Here is a 14,827-nt window from a genome sequence, read left to right as displayed (position 1 = left end):
ATGAAATCCTATTTAGCGTATATATTTGACCTTGATGGAACGGTGTACAGAGGAAAAGAGGTAATTGAGGATTCGAAGACCTTTATTTCGTATTTAAAGGAAAAAGGCATTGAGCCTTTTTATGCCACAAATAATGCAAATATGACTGCTGCCCAAGTACAAGAGAAACTTAAAAAAATGGGTATCGAAACAAGCATTGACCGGATTATGACCTCAGCAATTGCGACAGCAAAATACATTGCAACAGCTTATCCCCAAAAAACTGCAAAAGTTTTAGGTGGAGATGGCTTAAAACAAGCCTTACTTGATGAGCGGGTTGAAGTAGTCACTGAACAACCGGATGTAGTTGCACAAGGTATGAATACAGAACTAACCTATCATATGCTGGCAGATATCTGTTTTGATATACAAAATGGCGCATCCTTTGTCGTGACTAACCCTGATGTAAAATATCCAACTGAAAGAGGATTTGCACCAGGAAACGGTGCACTTGCCGAAATGGTGCATACAGTAACTGGCGTCGAACCCCTCTATATAGGTAAACCAGCAAGCAATATGCTTGAGCTCATACGTACTAGTTTTGACCTGCAAAAAGAAGATATGATTATGATTGGCGACAATTATGATACAGACATGATGTGTGGCATCCAGTATGGAATAGATACATTACATGTCAATACCGGCGTTTCCAGAACAGACGACGTAAAGAAAAAAGAATTGCGTCCTACATTTACAGTAGACACGTTGATTGAATGGGTCGGGAATTAACTAAATTAAAAAAGAAGGGACTTTCTGTGGATAATATCAGAAAGTCCCTTCTTCGTATTGAAATAATTAATGGCAGTAAGATTCATTAATAGAAACTACGTAGAAGTGGAAATGGCGGAGACTCCTTGGGGATTAACGAGCCAGGTGAGACCCCGCAGAAAGCGAAGCGAACGAGGAGGCTCACCGCTCGTCCCCAGGAAAGCGCAGCTATTTCCACTTCGTTTCCTAGTACCTATCTATCTCCGACTCACTAGAACATTCCTTAGAATAAAGGATTTTCTTCTATGAATTGATAAATGTTCTTTGTCAGTTCTTCCGGCGTTTCGCCTTCTACCATTTCGCCATTAACAAGCGCATAAAGCGATTCTGAACATCTTGTACAATAGCTTAAACAGCCATATTCCAACACATCTATGTTTGGATCTTTTTCTAACGCTTCAAATGTATCTTGAGAGCCGTTTGCTAAATTGCTCACGCAAAATTCAACAAGGGGATTCATTCTACCTCACCTCATTTCGAATGCTACTATTATTTTGTATATTCGTCAATGTTGAGCATGCGTTAATCTTTATTTATTCGTCATTTCTCTGCCTAATCAATTTAACCTCAACGCCACATACTTGTTTAATATTTAAAGAAAAACCCTCGGATTAATGTTTCAATTTATATTTGTGAAACTTCTCACAAGTGTATTGTGAAAAACATCACAATCAGTTATAATGGGGATGAAAATGTGACGAAATTGTTAAAAGGGAGATTTCGATGAGACGTTTAGTATTATTGGGCGGAGGATACGGCAACATGCGCGTACTAAGCCGCTTATTACCCAACAACTTACCTGAAGATATTGAAATTATTTTAGTAGACCGCACCCCGTTTCATAGTCTTAAAACGGAATTTTACGCATTAGCCGCAGGTACAACACCTGAAAAGGAAATTCGCGTAAATTTCCCCCAACACGAACGCCTGTCAAAAGAGTATGGTGAAATCGTGAAAATCGATATTGAAAACAAAGTGGTTGTGCTAGAAGAAAATCGTGAAATTGCATATGATGACTTAATCATTGGGCTTGGATGCGAAGATAATTACCACCATGTACCTGGAGCAGACGAACTAACATACAGCATCCAGACAATGGCGAATTCTCGTCTGACTTACAATGCGCTTGGCGGCCTTCCGTCAGGTTCTACTGTAGCTATTGTCGGCGCCGGCCTAAGCGGCATTGAGCTTGCGAGTGAGCTGCGTGAAAGTCGAGAGGATTTGACAATCAAATTATTCGACCGTGGACCGCGTATTTTAAAGGACTTCCCAGAGCGATTAAGCAACTACGTAAAAAAATGGTTTGACCGTCATAATGTAGAGGTCATAGCGCAATCAAATATTACAAAAGTAGAAGATAAGATACTTTATAATCACGAAGAGAAAATTGTAGCAGACGCCATTGTATGGACGGCAGGTATCCAGCCAGTAAAAGTTGTCCGCGATACAGGGTTAGAATTAGACAAAGGAAGAATCGCAGTTACTCAATATATGAATGTACCAAATGATGAACATGTCTATATTGTAGGGGATTGCGCGGCATCACAATTTGGTCCTAGTGCTCAGCTTGCAGAAGAACAAGCGGAGCATATCGTCAAAGTCATTAAACTACGCTGGAGCAATCAGTCTCTTCCAGAAAAAATGCCTGAAATTAAATTAAAAGGATTTATGGGAGCTCTAGGAAAGAAACAAGGCTTTGTTTATATGGCCGATACGACTGTCACAGGCCGTATCGCTCGTCTAATGAAATCTGGATTGCTGTGGATGTATAAGCGTCACAACGGTTAATAATTAGCTAGAAACGTTGCTATATCAGCGTTCCTAGCTTTTTTATATTGGCTGAGTTAATATCACATATTTATCACATTCCACTTTTAGAAATGGACAATTCCATCAAATCACCAAACTTATTCACCATTTTCTCCTGAGCATCTTTTTTCATTTTTTCTGAAACGTGAGTATAAATGTTATAAGCGGTTTTTGAATTTTCGTGCGAACACGATCCATAATGGTTTTTAAATCAACGCGAGCTTCAACGAGTAAAGTAATATGTGTGTGGCGTAAAATATGCGGTATGTTAAAGCATACTCTATAGATAAATATATGGTATAATCAACCTGTGAGAATTCATTGATACGCTCAAAGCCTGTCTTCTTGTGGAGGATAGGGCTTTTTTTATTTACTTGAATCTAAATATTAGACAAACGTGTATTCATGGTATATTATTAAGGTAATAAAAGTACTTTATAGAAATAACTTGAATTTACATATTACAAAGAGTAATCGTGTTTGTTCGGTACTTTTTGTAATATGTGAATTTTTTTCTTTAAAAAGCTTATATATTAATAATTTTTTAATGGAGGTCATTTAAATGACACAAGGTACAGTAAAATGGTTTAACGCAGAAAAAGGTTTCGGATTCATCGAAGTTGAAGGCGGAGCAGACGTATTCGCTCACTTCTCAGCAATCCAAGGTGAAGGTTTCAAATCTTTAGACGAAGGTCAAAAAGTTGAATTTGAAGTTGAAGAAGGCCAACGCGGACCACAAGCTACAAATATTGTTAAACTTTAATTTTAATTAATTCGGCAGAATGTCTAAATAAAATTGCATGAAGATGAGTAGCTTTTTGTAGCAGGTAACTTAATTGTTACCTGTTTTTTTACATTTTTTATTTTTGATAAAATAGTGTATCGTCATCTCGGAGAGGATTTAAAATTCGAAAGGACGGGTTGGTTTTGTATAATCTCATTGCTGTTTATTTAGAACAAAACGAAACAGACATGTATTATTCGGCGTATGATTTTAGGGACTCTGAGAGAATTGAAGATGGAGAAAGAGATTTTTGAATTCATGCGATAAAGGAATGATTGATTTTATTCTTTAAAATTAGATGCAGTACAGAAGAAATATATGAATGGAATAGGTGGAAGAGTTATGGTGATTAACGCGAAGCAAAGAAGAATTATTTTAGATTTAGCAGTTACATTAGATGGTTTTATTGAAGGGAAAAATGGAGAAGTTGACTGGTGCATTATGGATCCTGATATGGAGTTTACTAGTTTCTTGAATCAAATTGATACTATTTTATATGGTAGAAAAAGCTACGATTTATGGGGACAATATATTCCTAAAGACAATGACTCAGATTCCGAAAAAGAAATTTGGGAAATGATCCATAGCAAAGAGAAGTATGTGTTTTCTAGAACAAAAAGAGAAGCTAATAATGAAGTAATGTTTATAAATGAAAATATCGCTGAAGAAGTGAATAAACTGAAGAATGAGCCTGGAAAAGACATCTGGCTGTATGGGGGAGCAAGTCTTATTACAACTTTCATAAATTTAGGGCTTGTTGATGAGTTTAGATTATCTATTCATCCAGTTATCTTAGGTGAAGGAAAACCCATGTTCATTGAAATAAAACAGAGATTGAATTTAAACCTGGTTGACACCAGAACATTCTCTTCTGGTGTGGTGCAACTAATTTACCGTTATACACGATAGTAATTAACGCGTATGATGCCTCTGATTTCTAATTTCATTGGGCCAGTTGCAATATTATAACTTAAATCCTGTTTATTATAAAATTTCTTTACATCGCAGTACTTAGAAAGAAGTTTATTATCTTTTGCGTCTATTGTAGTTTCTTTTATATTTTCTATAGACACACCACAAGCACTTAGCAATAACAACATGTTTAAGATTTAGGTATAAAAAAAGAACCCCAACAGCCTAGGCTTGCTGGAATCCTAATCGTTCAAGCTCTTTATAGATTGGTTTTAATTGAATATAACCCTCGCCGATTACTTCATTATTAATTAGCACAAGTGGGTAAAAGAACTCATCATTTAAAATGCGCTCAGCCCATTCTTTGTGGCGTGCATTCTCAATTGGTTTTTCGATATCAATATAGGAGATGGTGTATAGCGGTTGTTCGTATTTGCGATCAATTGCCGCTTGAAGCCATTCATACGTATCCTTGGAAGATGGTGCATTGACACAGCTGGCACATTGGGTGCTTGCGCCATACACTTCTATTGCAATAGAATGATTTTCCATTACCATTAAGCCTCGCATTTCTTTATTGGATTTTTTACCTTATAAACATTATAATAATTTTAGGGAAAGGAGTCGATAGTAAATGACAGAACATGTGCAAGAATCAGAAATGTTTAACTCAGTTCAAGAGGTTTTAGATAAATTGCGCCCATTCCTTCTTCGTGACGGCGGGGACTGCCAACTTGTTGATGTAGAAGACGGTATTGTAAAATTGCGTCTGCTTGGAGCATGCGGTAGCTGCCCAAGTTCTACCATCACACTAAAAGCAGGCATTGAACGCGCACTTTTAGAGGAAGTACCTGGAGTTGTAGAAGTAGAACAAGTATTCTAATGAATGTATAAGGCTATCCATGAACCGGTCAATGCTGGTTATGGATAGCCTGTTATTTTATTTATGAACTTTCTTTTTCCTCACGCATACGTTGCCACTGGTCTTTGGCCATTTCCAAAATCTTAGGCTCATTAAATAGACGTTGTTTCTCAATAACTTTAGAGAAGTAGCGTATTGCCTGCTCTTTATCTCTCATACGCCTTGATATCTCTGCAATAAGATAGAGTACCCGGAGCTCGTTCATAGATGTTCCCTTATAATCCTCTACAGAATAAGATTCGATATATTGCTCTCTAGCAATTTTCATAAATCTGATCTCCATTTCTGTTTGGTTGCTCATTCTATATAGCCAGGCTATTCGTAAAGCTAACCCTGCTAATGTAATATGTTTTTCTTTTTTATAATTACCGCAAACTAGACCAAGCTGATAGGCTTGAAGTGCATCGGCAATCGAACGTTCGCCCGCAAAGCTGTGCTTTTTCCAATGTGCAGAAATATGCTGGTCAAGAGTTTCTTTGACGCCAGGTGCAAAATATTTTGAAAAATCTTCCGTGAAAGAAAAACCGCAATGTTCACATACAAATACATTATAAAATAATGGATTAACGTCATTTTCATAAATGGGGCGAAAATCACTTTCATTTTCTTTTACTTTTATGAAATTAGAACGAACTTTCATCGTCTTAAATTGTTGCTTGCAGTGCAAACACTCTATTTGCTTTTCGTAATAAGGAGAAAGCTCCATAGCAATAGCCCCATTTCTAATAGTGAATATAGTAGAATTATATCATAAACGTGTAAAAGAAAATTTGATTTTTTTGTGAGCGTTAGCGTTTTACTGATACGGCAAAAATTGATATGATGAATATATAAGAAAGAGGTGGATACGGATGACACAAGTTGTGAATATTACAGAAGCAGCAGCATTTCATATTAAAGAAATGATGCGAAACAATAAGGAAGAGGGATCTTTCTTACGTGTAGCCGTAAAAGGCGGCGGTTGTAGCGGCCTTTCCTATGCAATGGGCTTTGAACGCGACCGTCAAGAGGGAGACCAGCTTCTTGAAATACAAGGACTACAAGTTATTGTTTCAAGTGAAGATGCACCAATTATTCAAGGAACAACCATTGATTTTAAACAATCGCTTATGGGTGGCGGATTTACCATCGACAATCCAAATGCCATTGCATCATGTGGCTGCGGCTCATCGTTCCGAACAGCAAAAGTTACAGGAACTCCTGAAAATTGTTAATGTCTAATATAACAAAAGGCCTATTGGTTGTGTTCGCACAGCGATAGGCCTTCTTTAAACATGGGGGGATTAAATGAGTAACAAAGATCGGGGGAAGGTTTGGCTTGGTGTTGCCGGGTTAGTTGAGAATGAAAACGGTGAATGGCTCGTTGTAATGAAACGGTACGGTGGGCTTGATGGCATGTGGTCATTGCCAGCCGGGTTTGTCCAACCAGGCGAGACACTTGACCAAGCATGCCATCGTGAATTAAAAGAAGAAACAGGAATCGAAGCTTCACTACAGGGATTGCTGGGTCTGCGGACAGGCGTTCTTAGAAATGACATTAGCGATAATATGGTAGTTTTTTATTTAACAGCAAATACCCTGGAGCATTCAATCAAAGTACAGTTGGATGAATTATATGATGTAAAGTGGATGTCGCCGGAAGCATTGAAAAACGATACGCGTACATCTCTTATGATTTTAGAATTAGTGGACTCTGCATTAGAAGCTAAACCGGCAACGCTAGAAAAGCTGGAAAGCGATAATATTTTTGGCTATACCGACTACAAATTGTACTTCTAGTAAAATCGCATCTAGTAAGAAAAAACCACCAAGTCATTGAAACCATTGTCTCTATCAGTTACACTAATGTGAGAGAATATGGAGGAATAAACAGATGACTGGTGGATTTTCAATTATCCAATTAATACTATCGATGCTCATTTTTATAGTAATGTTTTTTGGCATCGGCTTCTTGCTAAATATGTTGCTGCGTGCTACATGGTTTATGGCATTCTTATATCCAATTGTCGTGATCTTTATTGTAGATAATGTAAGCTTTTTAGATTATTTCTTCAAAGCGGGCACAGCATTTCCAGCATTGGGCCACCGCTTGGCATCTTTGCAACTCGCTGATATTTTAATTCTTGCTAGCGGGTTAGTGGGTGCTATTATTGCAGGAATAGTCATGAAGATTCTGCGTAAAATGGGCTATCAAATGTTTTAATTATGTAATCTATATCGTTAAAATCGAAAAGAGATGTCAAACGCCAGGGGAATGGCGTTTGACATCTCTTTTTATATGGGCAATTAAAAGTAATAAATGATACAAGATAAGAGTATGCCCAATAAGCAGCCGAAAAAGACTTCAATCGGACGGTGGCCAAGCAATGTTTTCAAATCTTCCATCTTTTCCTGACCATTTTTTTCTGGTAACGTCTTTGCCTTTTCGACAAAGGTTTGCAAATCCTTACGCATTTGATTAATGACAATAGCTTGCTGTCCTGCTTGATAACGAATGCCTGTAGCATCGAACATGACAATAATGGAAAAGACAGCTGAAACAGCAAAGAGTGAGGATGTAATACCGTGTTCAAATGCAATAGCGGTTGTAAGAGATGATACAGCCGCGGAGTGCGAGCTCGGCATGCCTCCTGTAGATGTGAATAGGCCAAAGTCTACTTCCCTTGTTGCTATAAAGTGAATAGGGATTTTCACAAACTGTGCGATAAAGATGGCCAGTAAAGCGGATATTAATGGTGTGCTTTGTAAAAATTCCAAATGTATCATCACCTTTTAGCAGTTATATCTTTACTATACCATAAGGCTTTTTCTACTTCATTTCTAAGCAACCCTATTGCGAACATTTCGTAAATTGAAATACTTTGCTATAATGAATTGAGAAAATAATAATAGAAAAGAGTGAAAAGTATGCAGATTACACAAGAAATCAAAAGTTTTGCGACTGTAGATTCGGACGTTCTGATTGTTGGTGTGTCAAAAAATCAAGAAAATGTAGAGAAATGGGCTGAATTTGTACAATTCTTCGGTGAACCCATGGAAGAATGGGTAAAAAGCGGCGATATACAAACAGATACAAAATCAATTACAAAGATTCCTGTATTTACAAAAGAAGCAAAGGTAAAACGCCTTTTGTTTATCGGACTTGGCAATCGTAAATCCCTTTCAAAGGAAACATTACGCGCGGGATTTGGTTTAGCAGGAAAAGCTCTACATAAGATGAAAGCAAGTAAAATTTCCCTATGGGCAGACTCCTTTACAACAGATGAAATTCTTCCTGAAGAAGTTTCTAATTTAGCTGCTGAAGGCATTGTGATGGGGAGTTATACTGTTGAAAATTATAAAACCACAAGCAATGAGCAGGATATCACAATTGAACAAATCAGCTTTATTACAGATGCAGAACCTGAAAAAGTTTTTGCAGGATATCATAAAGGAGAGGTCTATGCGGCTGCTGTAAATGAGGCGCGTACACTGATCAATAGGCCAGGGAATTTGCTGACATCTACAAAATTAGCAGACTATGCAGTTGAATTGGCAAAAGAATATAATTTGGAAGTAGAAATACTAGATAAAGCCCAACTAGAGGAATTGGGCATGGGTGCAATTCTTGCTGTCAATAAAGGATCAAAAGAAGAGCCTCGCATGATTACATTAAAATACCAAGCAACAGAACAATGGGAAGATGTCATTGGACTGGTCGGTAAAGGTGTAACATTTGATACTGGCGGTTACTCTCTTAAAACAAAAACGGGCATCGTTGGCATGAAAGGTGATATGGGCGGAGCAGCTGCCGTTCTTGGTGCTATGCGTATTGTCGGTGAAATGCGTCCAAACAAGAATGTTATTGGCGTCATTGGATCTACCGATAACATGATTTCTGGCGAGGCGTTTAAGCCGGATGATGTCATTACTACTTTCAGCGGCAAAACAGTAGAAATTTTGAATACAGATGCAGAAGGCCGTCTTGTACTTGCAGATGCAGTAGCTTATGCGAAACAACAAGGTGCCAATACGCTCATAGATTTAGCGACTCTTACAGGTGGCGTAATCACTGCACTTGGTTATGATAAAACGGGTGCTCTTACTAATGATGAAGCCTTCTATCGTTCTTTTGTAGAAGCGGCAAACAAAACAGACGAATTTGTATGGCAGCTTCCTTTAACAGAAAATGATAAAAAGCGTATTCGGAAAAGTGATGTGGCAGATTTGAATAATTCTCCTGGCGGTGATGGCCACATGATTTTTGGTGGCGGATTTATCGGTGAATTCGTTGGCGACACACCGTGGATTCACTTAGATATCGCAGGGACTTCAGATGCGATGAGTGCATATGATTTCGGTCCTAAAGGCGGCACAGGCGTTATGGTAAGAACCCTCGCAACATTTATTGATCAACTCGCTAATAGTACAGAGGAATAAATAGGCCAAATCCTAATCAAGCACTATCCCTTCTCATAAGATAATACAGAGAGGAGGGAGCATGATGTATCCATTCGGGTTTGGTTATGGAGGTTTCGGCGGGCCGTTCTTAGGTGGTTTTTTAGGTAGTTTTGTGGGCTCGGCTTTCCGTCCGTATCCAGTATATCGTAGACCATTCTATCCAGTTTATAGAAGACCTTACTGGTGGTAAAAATAAAAAGTTTCTATTCTATCATTGTTTGATAGGATGGAAGCTTTTTAGTTTACCAAACTTTACATATAGATGGGTTGAAAGCAACGGGTAAAATTAGCTATTATGGTATAGTGTGAAAAATCGATTGATTAAAGGAATTTATTGAAATGAGAAACCCATATGTATACGGATATTTGCCGTTCATTACCATTATATTATTTAGTTTGACCTTCGGGCTTTTTACAGTGACTGAATCTCTAACTTTATTTAAATCAGTAGGGATTTATTCAGGAATGCGAGAGTTTTTATCAGAAATCCAACTGCGTATTTTTCTATTGATTGTCTTTGCTTTAGTTTATTTTATGGTGCTAGCTGCATTTAAATTAATAGGTGAGACAATTCATGAATTAGCCATGCTATTTTTCTCAAAGGATGCGGAAGGCAAGACGGTGCATGAAGCACGTGGGGGGTATGTTATTTTTTTCTTTGGTGGCATTGCTTCTGCGGTAGGAATTTCGTCTTTTTGGCTATTGGCACTTATTTTTGTCTTGACCGTGTTTATTTATTTTGTTTATGTCATCTACAAACTGAGCAACCATATGACTCTTGGCGCGACAGTCGGTGTAATGCTTTTTGAATTAACTATTTGGCTTATCTTTTTAGCATTGATTGTCTATGTCGTATTTAAACTATACAACGGCATTGTTTCGAGTTTGCCATTTTCATAAGGTAAGGAAAGAGCACATTGAATGATGTTTGACCATTCAACGTGCTCTTTTTATGGTTGCATGATTTTTGAGAAAATGCGGTGATGGACTTTAGCAGATTCTAATGCTTGCATGTTTTGCGGTTGGTCATAGCCAATCCATACAGCAGCGGTATAACGGTCGGTCAAACCAGCGAGCCAGTAATCACGATAATCGTTTGTAGTACCTGTTTTCGCACCTACATAAGGAGCGTCTACATGAATACCAGCACCTGTCCCGTTCTTGACAACATCAGCCATTAAAAAGCGGATATGTTCAACAGTGCTTGGAGACCAGACATTCCTCGAAGGACTTTTCCATTTATATAAGAGGTGGCCGTTTTGGTCTTTCACACTCCGAATTGTGTGTGGTGTCCGGTAATCTCCATCTATAAAGCTCGTATAGGCACTTGCTAGATCTGCAGTGGTAAGGCCGTGTGTCAAGCCTCCAAGAGCAGATGGATATTCATAATCCTCTTTACCGATTGGTAAATGGAGTGGCTTTAAGTATTGGAAAGCTGGGGCTATCCCCACTTGTGCTAATAACCGGATAGCTACTGTATTGTAGCTATATCTAAAGCCTTGTTGGATGGTCACATTGCCAAGTACTTGACCACCATAGTTTTTGGGACAGTAATTGCCAATACAATAAGGAGCTCCGCTCACAATTGTATTAGGTGTTGCTTTCGTCTTTTCAAAATACGGTGCATAATCTATAAGTGGTTTGAATGCTGATCCTGGTTGCCGAGCCGCTTGGTAACTGCGGTTAAAGTCATACTTTCTATAATGCTTTCCCCCATAAATACTCACAATCTCACGGGTATCATTATAGATAACCACTGCAGATGATTGGAGGGTGCCATAGTGAGTTAACAGGTTATCAATTGCTGTTGTATCCATCGCTTGTTTAGTAGAAGATAAGGCTGTCTCGATAACAAGCCCTTTATTCAGCAAATGGTTGACGCGCTTTGATAGTTTTGCTTCTACTTTTTTGCGCTCGAGCGGTGTTTTGGCCAACTGCCGTTCTTTCGTATAGCCTTCCTTAGAGGCAACGAGTGAACGAAATTCGTTGATCACATAGGTGCTATAGGCAGGGTAGAGCTGCATTTTTCTTTTTAAGGCGAAAGTAATTTTTTCTCGTTTCACTTTTTGGGCTTCTTGTTGGCTCATAATCCCTTTTTCAGTCATTTTATCTAGTAAGCGCTCTTGCCTTTTTTTCGTGTTTTCAAAATGGCGAAGCGGATCATATATTGTAGGATTATTCGGTATGGCTGCTATAAAGGCCATCTGAGCTTTGGATAAATGCGTAACGGGCTTATTAAAGTAATAGGTAGCAGCACCATTTACACCATATGCGCCATTCGCAAAATACATTTCATTTAAGTACATATTAAGTATTTCATCTTTTGATGTTTTACGTTCAAGCTCGTAGGCGTAAAAAATTTCAAGTAATTTTCGCTCATATGTTTTTTCCTGAGACAAGTAACGCATGCGGACTAACTGTTGCGTAATTGTGCTGCCGCCTTGAGAAGCACTGCCGTTTTCATTATTTTGGACAAATGCTCTGGCAATGCCAGATAGGTCAAAGCCAATATGTTCATAGAAATCCGCATCCTCGCTATTTATGAACAGCTGTTGCATAAATGTAGGTATATCCGATAATAAGAGCGGCTTTCTCCATTCTGTATATTCCTCTGAAAAAGTTTTGTTGTCCCGATCCTTTAAAACAGTAGGATTCAATATATTGGGTGCCTCCAATTTTATAGTAGAGGTGAATTCTTTTTCAAAAGCTTCGGCTGTCTGCATTTCTTCTGAAATCTTTCCGATAAGAATAAATAGCAAAGGCAGACTGCATAAAACAATAAAAAAACCTACTGCTCTTCGCACGAAATTTTCTCCTTTATTCTTTAAATATGGGTATTAAGCCATTTAAAAGAATAGCATATTTCCTTCGCGAGTAGCAGTAGATTCTAATTATTTTTGTTCCAGTATATCTTCCAAATGCTGAACAGCCTTTTTTCGAGCAAAATGAAGGGTAAACCAAGCGATAACAAATAAGGCACCTGTTACATAAAAGACAGAAGAGATGCCAAAAATACCACTGACTATTCCACCAAACACAGGACCAATGATATTTCCTAAAAAGCGGAAGCTAGTATTATAGCCCATCACTTCGCCTTGTACCACTACTGGCGCTTCTCTACGGATTAAGGCAGTTGTGGCAGGTATCAATCCACCCATTGCTATTCCGTATAAGAATCGAAGTATAACGAGTTGCCATAAAGCGGTTACCATGGCTTGCGGTACCATAAAGACTACGGCTATTAATAGAAGCATAAGCATAACTTTTTCATATCCAATATGGTCTCCGAGCCGCCCCCAAATACGAGCAAACAGCAGGTTTCCTAGACCTGTTGCGCTGAACGTCAGCCCTGAAAGGAATGTCAATTGGGCAGTTGTGGTAGTTAGTTCTGATACATAAAGTGACAATAGCGGCTGAATACTAAAGTTCCCGATCTGAATAAGAGCTGTAATTAACATAACATTAAATAATAGACGGTGTTTAGTGATACCACGTAATACTTCCAATTGTGTATAATGGACAGCATTAACCTTTCTTTTCTTGCGGATTTCATGGACAAGCGTGATGACAAGTAAGGTTGCAGTAGCAATAGAAGCAGAAGTGATATAGAAGGTGTATTTAAAGCCAAATGAATCGGCTAGCAAACCGCCGACAATAGGTCCAAACAAAGAACCAGTGACACTTCCCATTTGTAATGTCCCTAAAATCTTCCCAGCTGATTCCTTGGGTGTTTGTGAGCTAATAAAGGCTAGTGATGTTGGGATAAACCCAGTTACTACCCCCATGGCCAATCGAAGGAAAAAGAACTGTTCTACATTTTGAACATGTCCCATAAAGAATATACTGACAGACAGACCTATACCGTTAATAATCAAAATCGGCTTATAGCCAAAGCGGTCAGCAATGCGCCCCCATATGGGAGACATTAAAAAAGCCGTAATAAAGGTAGCGCCAAAAATCAAGCCAGACCATTTTTGAACGTATGCTTCTGTAAAGTTGCCTAATGTGTTGATATACAACGAAAGAAAAGGCATGATCATCGTTGTTGTTCCGGAAACAAGCATATTGGAAATCCACATGATGATAAAATTGTGTTTTTGTTTTGGATTCATATACTCACTACTTTCTGTAATATTAATACAAATTAAATCCTTCCATCAGCAATGCTAATGAAAAAAAAAGTTAGTTATGATAGACTAGGATTGCTATATGATAGTTGTTTATTTACTGGAACGATATATGTATCTTTCCCCACAACTTAATTAACAAACATTTAATCTTAAGGAGATGCGAATATGTCAAATTTGTACCCACAATTGTCAAATGAAGTAGCTGACAATGAAGTATTAGTTGAAATGAACACGAACCAAGGCAGCGTTAAAATCAAATTATTCCCTGAGTTGGCGCCTAAAACAGTTGAAAACTTCTTAACACATGCTAAAAATGGTTACTATGAAGGAATCATTTTCCACCGTGTCATTAAAGATTTCATGATTCAAGGTGGAGACCCAACTGGTACAGGTATGGGTGGAGAAAGTATTTATGGTAGCTCATTTGAAGATGAATTTAACCCTGAATTAATGAATATTCGCGGTGCGCTTTCTATGGCAAATGCTGGTCCAAATACAAACGGCAGCCAATTCTTTATCGTGCACATGTCTGAAGTGCCAGCAAATATGATTGGCCAAATGCAAGATGCTGGATTCCCAGAAGAAGTAATCCAAGCTTATAAAGAGCGCGGAGGCACTCCATGGTTAGACGGCAAGCACACTGTGTTTGGACAAGTTGTAGAAGGCATGGATATCGTCGATAAAATTGCAGATGCAAAAGTAGGCTTCCAAGACAAGCCAGTAGAAGATATTGTCATCCAATCAATTAAAGTAGTCGAAAAATAACAAGGGGCGTTCACTAAATGAATGCATGGATATTAAACGAATTCCTTTACTTTCCAGAAGATAAGTCAGAATATATACCAGCCGTTATTGAGCTAGCTATTATTCTAGTGTTATGTGTTCTTGTTTTTAACTTTTTTAGAAGAAAAGCAAGAAGAGATGCCGAGAAGACAAAAGAACTGGAAGAAAAAATTGCAAGAGACAAAAACTCCTCAAAACAGCATTAAAAGAACTCCTGTATTAGTCGTAAAAAACTAATAC

The 14,827-nt window shown here is 38.2% G+C and carries 19 protein-coding genes; 13 read left to right on the top strand and 6 right to left on the bottom strand.

Translation table 11 applies throughout. The annotated features are described in order from the left end of the window. Complete coding sequence (locus tag M2M59_RS11615) at nt 1–768, top strand: TIGR01457 family HAD-type hydrolase (RefSeq protein ID WP_249774637.1); 768 nt, start codon at nt 1–3, stop codon at nt 766–768. Nucleotides 769–1,030: 262 nt separating this feature from the next. Here M2M59_RS11615 and M2M59_RS11610 read toward each other — a convergent pair whose 3' ends face one another. Next, nucleotides 1,031–1,267: a YuzB family protein gene (locus M2M59_RS11610; RefSeq protein ID WP_066789217.1), complete on the bottom strand. Its 237-nt coding sequence runs from the start codon at nt 1,265–1,267 to the stop codon at nt 1,031–1,033. Nucleotides 1,268–1,530: 263 nt separating this feature from the next. Between M2M59_RS11610 and M2M59_RS11605 the strand changes: the two genes are divergently transcribed. From M2M59_RS11605 to M2M59_RS11595, 3 genes are all read left to right on the top strand, one after another. Next, a complete protein-coding gene (locus tag M2M59_RS11605) occupies nt 1,531–2,595 on the top strand; it encodes an NAD(P)/FAD-dependent oxidoreductase (RefSeq protein WP_249774636.1) in 1,065 nt (354 codons plus the stop codon). 583 nt (nt 2,596–3,178) lie between these two features. After that, complete coding sequence (locus tag M2M59_RS11600) at nt 3,179–3,379, top strand: cold-shock protein (protein WP_147196424.1); 201 nt, start codon at nt 3,179–3,181, stop codon at nt 3,377–3,379. A gap of 363 nt (nt 3,380–3,742) precedes the next feature. After that, on the top strand, nt 3,743–4,309 hold the full coding sequence (locus M2M59_RS11595) for a dihydrofolate reductase family protein (protein WP_249776010.1): 567 nt from the start codon (nt 3,743–3,745) through the stop codon (nt 4,307–4,309). 228 nt (nt 4,310–4,537) lie between these two features. On the opposite strand, the gene M2M59_RS11590 is transcribed toward M2M59_RS11595, so the two are convergent. Further along, a complete protein-coding gene (locus M2M59_RS11590; protein ID WP_249774635.1) occupies nt 4,538–4,864 on the bottom strand; it encodes a YuzD family protein in 327 nt (108 codons plus the stop codon). Nucleotides 4,865–4,946: 82 nt separating this feature from the next. On the opposite strand from M2M59_RS11590, the gene M2M59_RS11585 reads away from it, so the two are divergent. Next, nucleotides 4,947–5,195, top strand: coding sequence for a NifU family protein (locus M2M59_RS11585; protein WP_223823599.1), 249 nt, complete (start codon nt 4,947–4,949; stop codon nt 5,193–5,195). 61 nt (nt 5,196–5,256) lie between these two features. Here M2M59_RS11585 and M2M59_RS11580 read toward each other — a convergent pair whose 3' ends face one another. Continuing rightward, entirely contained in the window at nt 5,257–5,940 is a 684-nt protein-coding gene (locus tag M2M59_RS11580) for a DUF2225 domain-containing protein (protein WP_147196431.1), read from the bottom strand. A 145-nt stretch (nt 5,941–6,085) separates the two neighbouring features. On the opposite strand from M2M59_RS11580, the gene M2M59_RS11575 reads away from it, so the two are divergent. The 3 genes from M2M59_RS11575 (at nt 6,086) to M2M59_RS11565 (ending at nt 7,437) form a co-directional block, all read left to right on the top strand. Continuing rightward, nucleotides 6,086–6,448, top strand: a complete 363-nt coding sequence (locus M2M59_RS11575) for a HesB/IscA family protein (RefSeq protein ID WP_147196433.1) — start codon at nt 6,086–6,088, stop codon at nt 6,446–6,448. A 73-nt stretch (nt 6,449–6,521) separates the two neighbouring features. Further along, nucleotides 6,522–7,013: an NUDIX domain-containing protein gene (locus tag M2M59_RS11570; protein WP_249774634.1), complete on the top strand. Its 492-nt coding sequence runs from the start codon at nt 6,522–6,524 to the stop codon at nt 7,011–7,013. A 94-nt stretch (nt 7,014–7,107) separates the two neighbouring features. After that, nucleotides 7,108–7,437 carry a YuiB family protein gene (locus M2M59_RS11565; protein WP_066789191.1) on the top strand — a complete coding sequence of 110 codons (330 nt, stop codon included), beginning with the start codon at nt 7,108–7,110 and terminating at the stop codon, nt 7,435–7,437. Between the two features lie 83 nt (nt 7,438–7,520). Here M2M59_RS11565 and M2M59_RS11560 read toward each other — a convergent pair whose 3' ends face one another. Beyond that, complete coding sequence (locus M2M59_RS11560) at nt 7,521–7,991, bottom strand: divergent PAP2 family protein (protein ID WP_260320795.1); 471 nt, start codon at nt 7,989–7,991, stop codon at nt 7,521–7,523. 150 nt (nt 7,992–8,141) lie between these two features. On the opposite strand from M2M59_RS11560, the gene M2M59_RS11555 reads away from it, so the two are divergent. From M2M59_RS11555 to M2M59_RS11545, 3 genes are all read left to right on the top strand, one after another. Continuing rightward, the gene (locus M2M59_RS11555) at nt 8,142–9,653 is read left to right on the top strand and encodes a leucyl aminopeptidase (RefSeq protein WP_249774633.1); all 1,512 of its coding nucleotides are present in this window, start codon (nt 8,142–8,144) and stop codon (nt 9,651–9,653) included. Nucleotides 9,654–9,717: 64 nt separating this feature from the next. Continuing rightward, complete coding sequence (locus M2M59_RS11550) at nt 9,718–9,864, top strand: hypothetical protein (protein WP_190323477.1); 147 nt, start codon at nt 9,718–9,720, stop codon at nt 9,862–9,864. A gap of 149 nt (nt 9,865–10,013) precedes the next feature. Next, complete coding sequence (locus M2M59_RS11545) at nt 10,014–10,574, top strand: DUF5366 family protein (protein ID WP_249774632.1); 561 nt, start codon at nt 10,014–10,016, stop codon at nt 10,572–10,574. A 50-nt stretch (nt 10,575–10,624) separates the two neighbouring features. On the opposite strand, the gene M2M59_RS11540 is transcribed toward M2M59_RS11545, so the two are convergent. Beyond that, a complete protein-coding gene (locus M2M59_RS11540; RefSeq protein WP_249774631.1) occupies nt 10,625–12,478 on the bottom strand; it encodes a transglycosylase domain-containing protein in 1,854 nt (617 codons plus the stop codon). 87 nt (nt 12,479–12,565) lie between these two features. Beyond that, nucleotides 12,566–13,786 carry an MFS transporter gene (locus M2M59_RS11535; protein WP_066789180.1) on the bottom strand — a complete coding sequence of 407 codons (1,221 nt, stop codon included), beginning with the start codon at nt 13,784–13,786 and terminating at the stop codon, nt 12,566–12,568. A 192-nt stretch (nt 13,787–13,978) separates the two neighbouring features. Between M2M59_RS11535 and M2M59_RS11530 the strand changes: the two genes are divergently transcribed. After that, nucleotides 13,979–14,569, top strand: a complete 591-nt coding sequence (locus tag M2M59_RS11530; protein ID WP_066791907.1) for a peptidylprolyl isomerase — start codon at nt 13,979–13,981, stop codon at nt 14,567–14,569. Between the two features lie 17 nt (nt 14,570–14,586). Further along, the gene (locus tag M2M59_RS11525) at nt 14,587–14,793 is read left to right on the top strand and encodes a hypothetical protein (RefSeq protein ID WP_066789177.1); all 207 of its coding nucleotides are present in this window, start codon (nt 14,587–14,589) and stop codon (nt 14,791–14,793) included. The last annotated feature ends 34 nt before the right edge of the window (nt 14,794–14,827 follow it).

The sequence above is a fragment of the Rummeliibacillus sp. G93 genome, from assembly GCF_023515935.1.
Taxonomy (GTDB): domain Bacteria; phylum Bacillota; class Bacilli; order Bacillales_A; family Planococcaceae; genus Rummeliibacillus; species Rummeliibacillus stabekisii.
Note: the sequence above shows the minus strand (reverse complement) of the source record. Positions and strands in the feature narration are given on the sequence as shown.

What these genes read in the sequence shown, in the direction of transcription:
- M2M59_RS11535 (WP_066789180.1), bottom strand. Translation starts at nt 13,786, where the DNA reads ATGAATCCAAAACAAAAACACAATTTTATCATCATGTGGATTTCCAAT.
- M2M59_RS11550 (WP_190323477.1), top strand. Translation starts at nt 9,718, where the DNA reads ATGTATCCATTCGGGTTTGGTTATGGAGGTTTCGGCGGGCCGTTCTTA.
- M2M59_RS11555 (WP_249774633.1), top strand. Translation starts at nt 8,142, where the DNA reads ATGCAGATTACACAAGAAATCAAAAGTTTTGCGACTGTAGATTCGGAC.
- M2M59_RS11545 (WP_249774632.1), top strand. Translation starts at nt 10,014, where the DNA reads ATGAGAAACCCATATGTATACGGATATTTGCCGTTCATTACCATTATA.
- M2M59_RS11565 (WP_066789191.1), top strand. Translation starts at nt 7,108, where the DNA reads ATGACTGGTGGATTTTCAATTATCCAATTAATACTATCGATGCTCATT.
- M2M59_RS11615 (WP_249774637.1), top strand. Translation starts at nt 1, where the DNA reads ATGAAATCCTATTTAGCGTATATATTTGACCTTGATGGAACGGTGTAC.
- M2M59_RS11525 (WP_066789177.1), top strand. Translation starts at nt 14,587, where the DNA reads ATGAATGCATGGATATTAAACGAATTCCTTTACTTTCCAGAAGATAAG.
- M2M59_RS11570 (WP_249774634.1), top strand. Translation starts at nt 6,522, where the DNA reads ATGAGTAACAAAGATCGGGGGAAGGTTTGGCTTGGTGTTGCCGGGTTA.
- M2M59_RS11575 (WP_147196433.1), top strand. Translation starts at nt 6,086, where the DNA reads ATGACACAAGTTGTGAATATTACAGAAGCAGCAGCATTTCATATTAAA.
- M2M59_RS11590 (WP_249774635.1), bottom strand. Translation starts at nt 4,864, where the DNA reads ATGGAAAATCATTCTATTGCAATAGAAGTGTATGGCGCAAGCACCCAA.
- M2M59_RS11595 (WP_249776010.1), top strand. Translation starts at nt 3,743, where the DNA reads ATGGTGATTAACGCGAAGCAAAGAAGAATTATTTTAGATTTAGCAGTT.
- M2M59_RS11580 (WP_147196431.1), bottom strand. Translation starts at nt 5,940, where the DNA reads ATGGAGCTTTCTCCTTATTACGAAAAGCAAATAGAGTGTTTGCACTGC.
- M2M59_RS11605 (WP_249774636.1), top strand. Translation starts at nt 1,531, where the DNA reads ATGAGACGTTTAGTATTATTGGGCGGAGGATACGGCAACATGCGCGTA.
- M2M59_RS11585 (WP_223823599.1), top strand. Translation starts at nt 4,947, where the DNA reads ATGACAGAACATGTGCAAGAATCAGAAATGTTTAACTCAGTTCAAGAG.
- M2M59_RS11610 (WP_066789217.1), bottom strand. Translation starts at nt 1,267, where the DNA reads ATGAATCCCCTTGTTGAATTTTGCGTGAGCAATTTAGCAAACGGCTCT.
- M2M59_RS11600 (WP_147196424.1), top strand. Translation starts at nt 3,179, where the DNA reads ATGACACAAGGTACAGTAAAATGGTTTAACGCAGAAAAAGGTTTCGGA.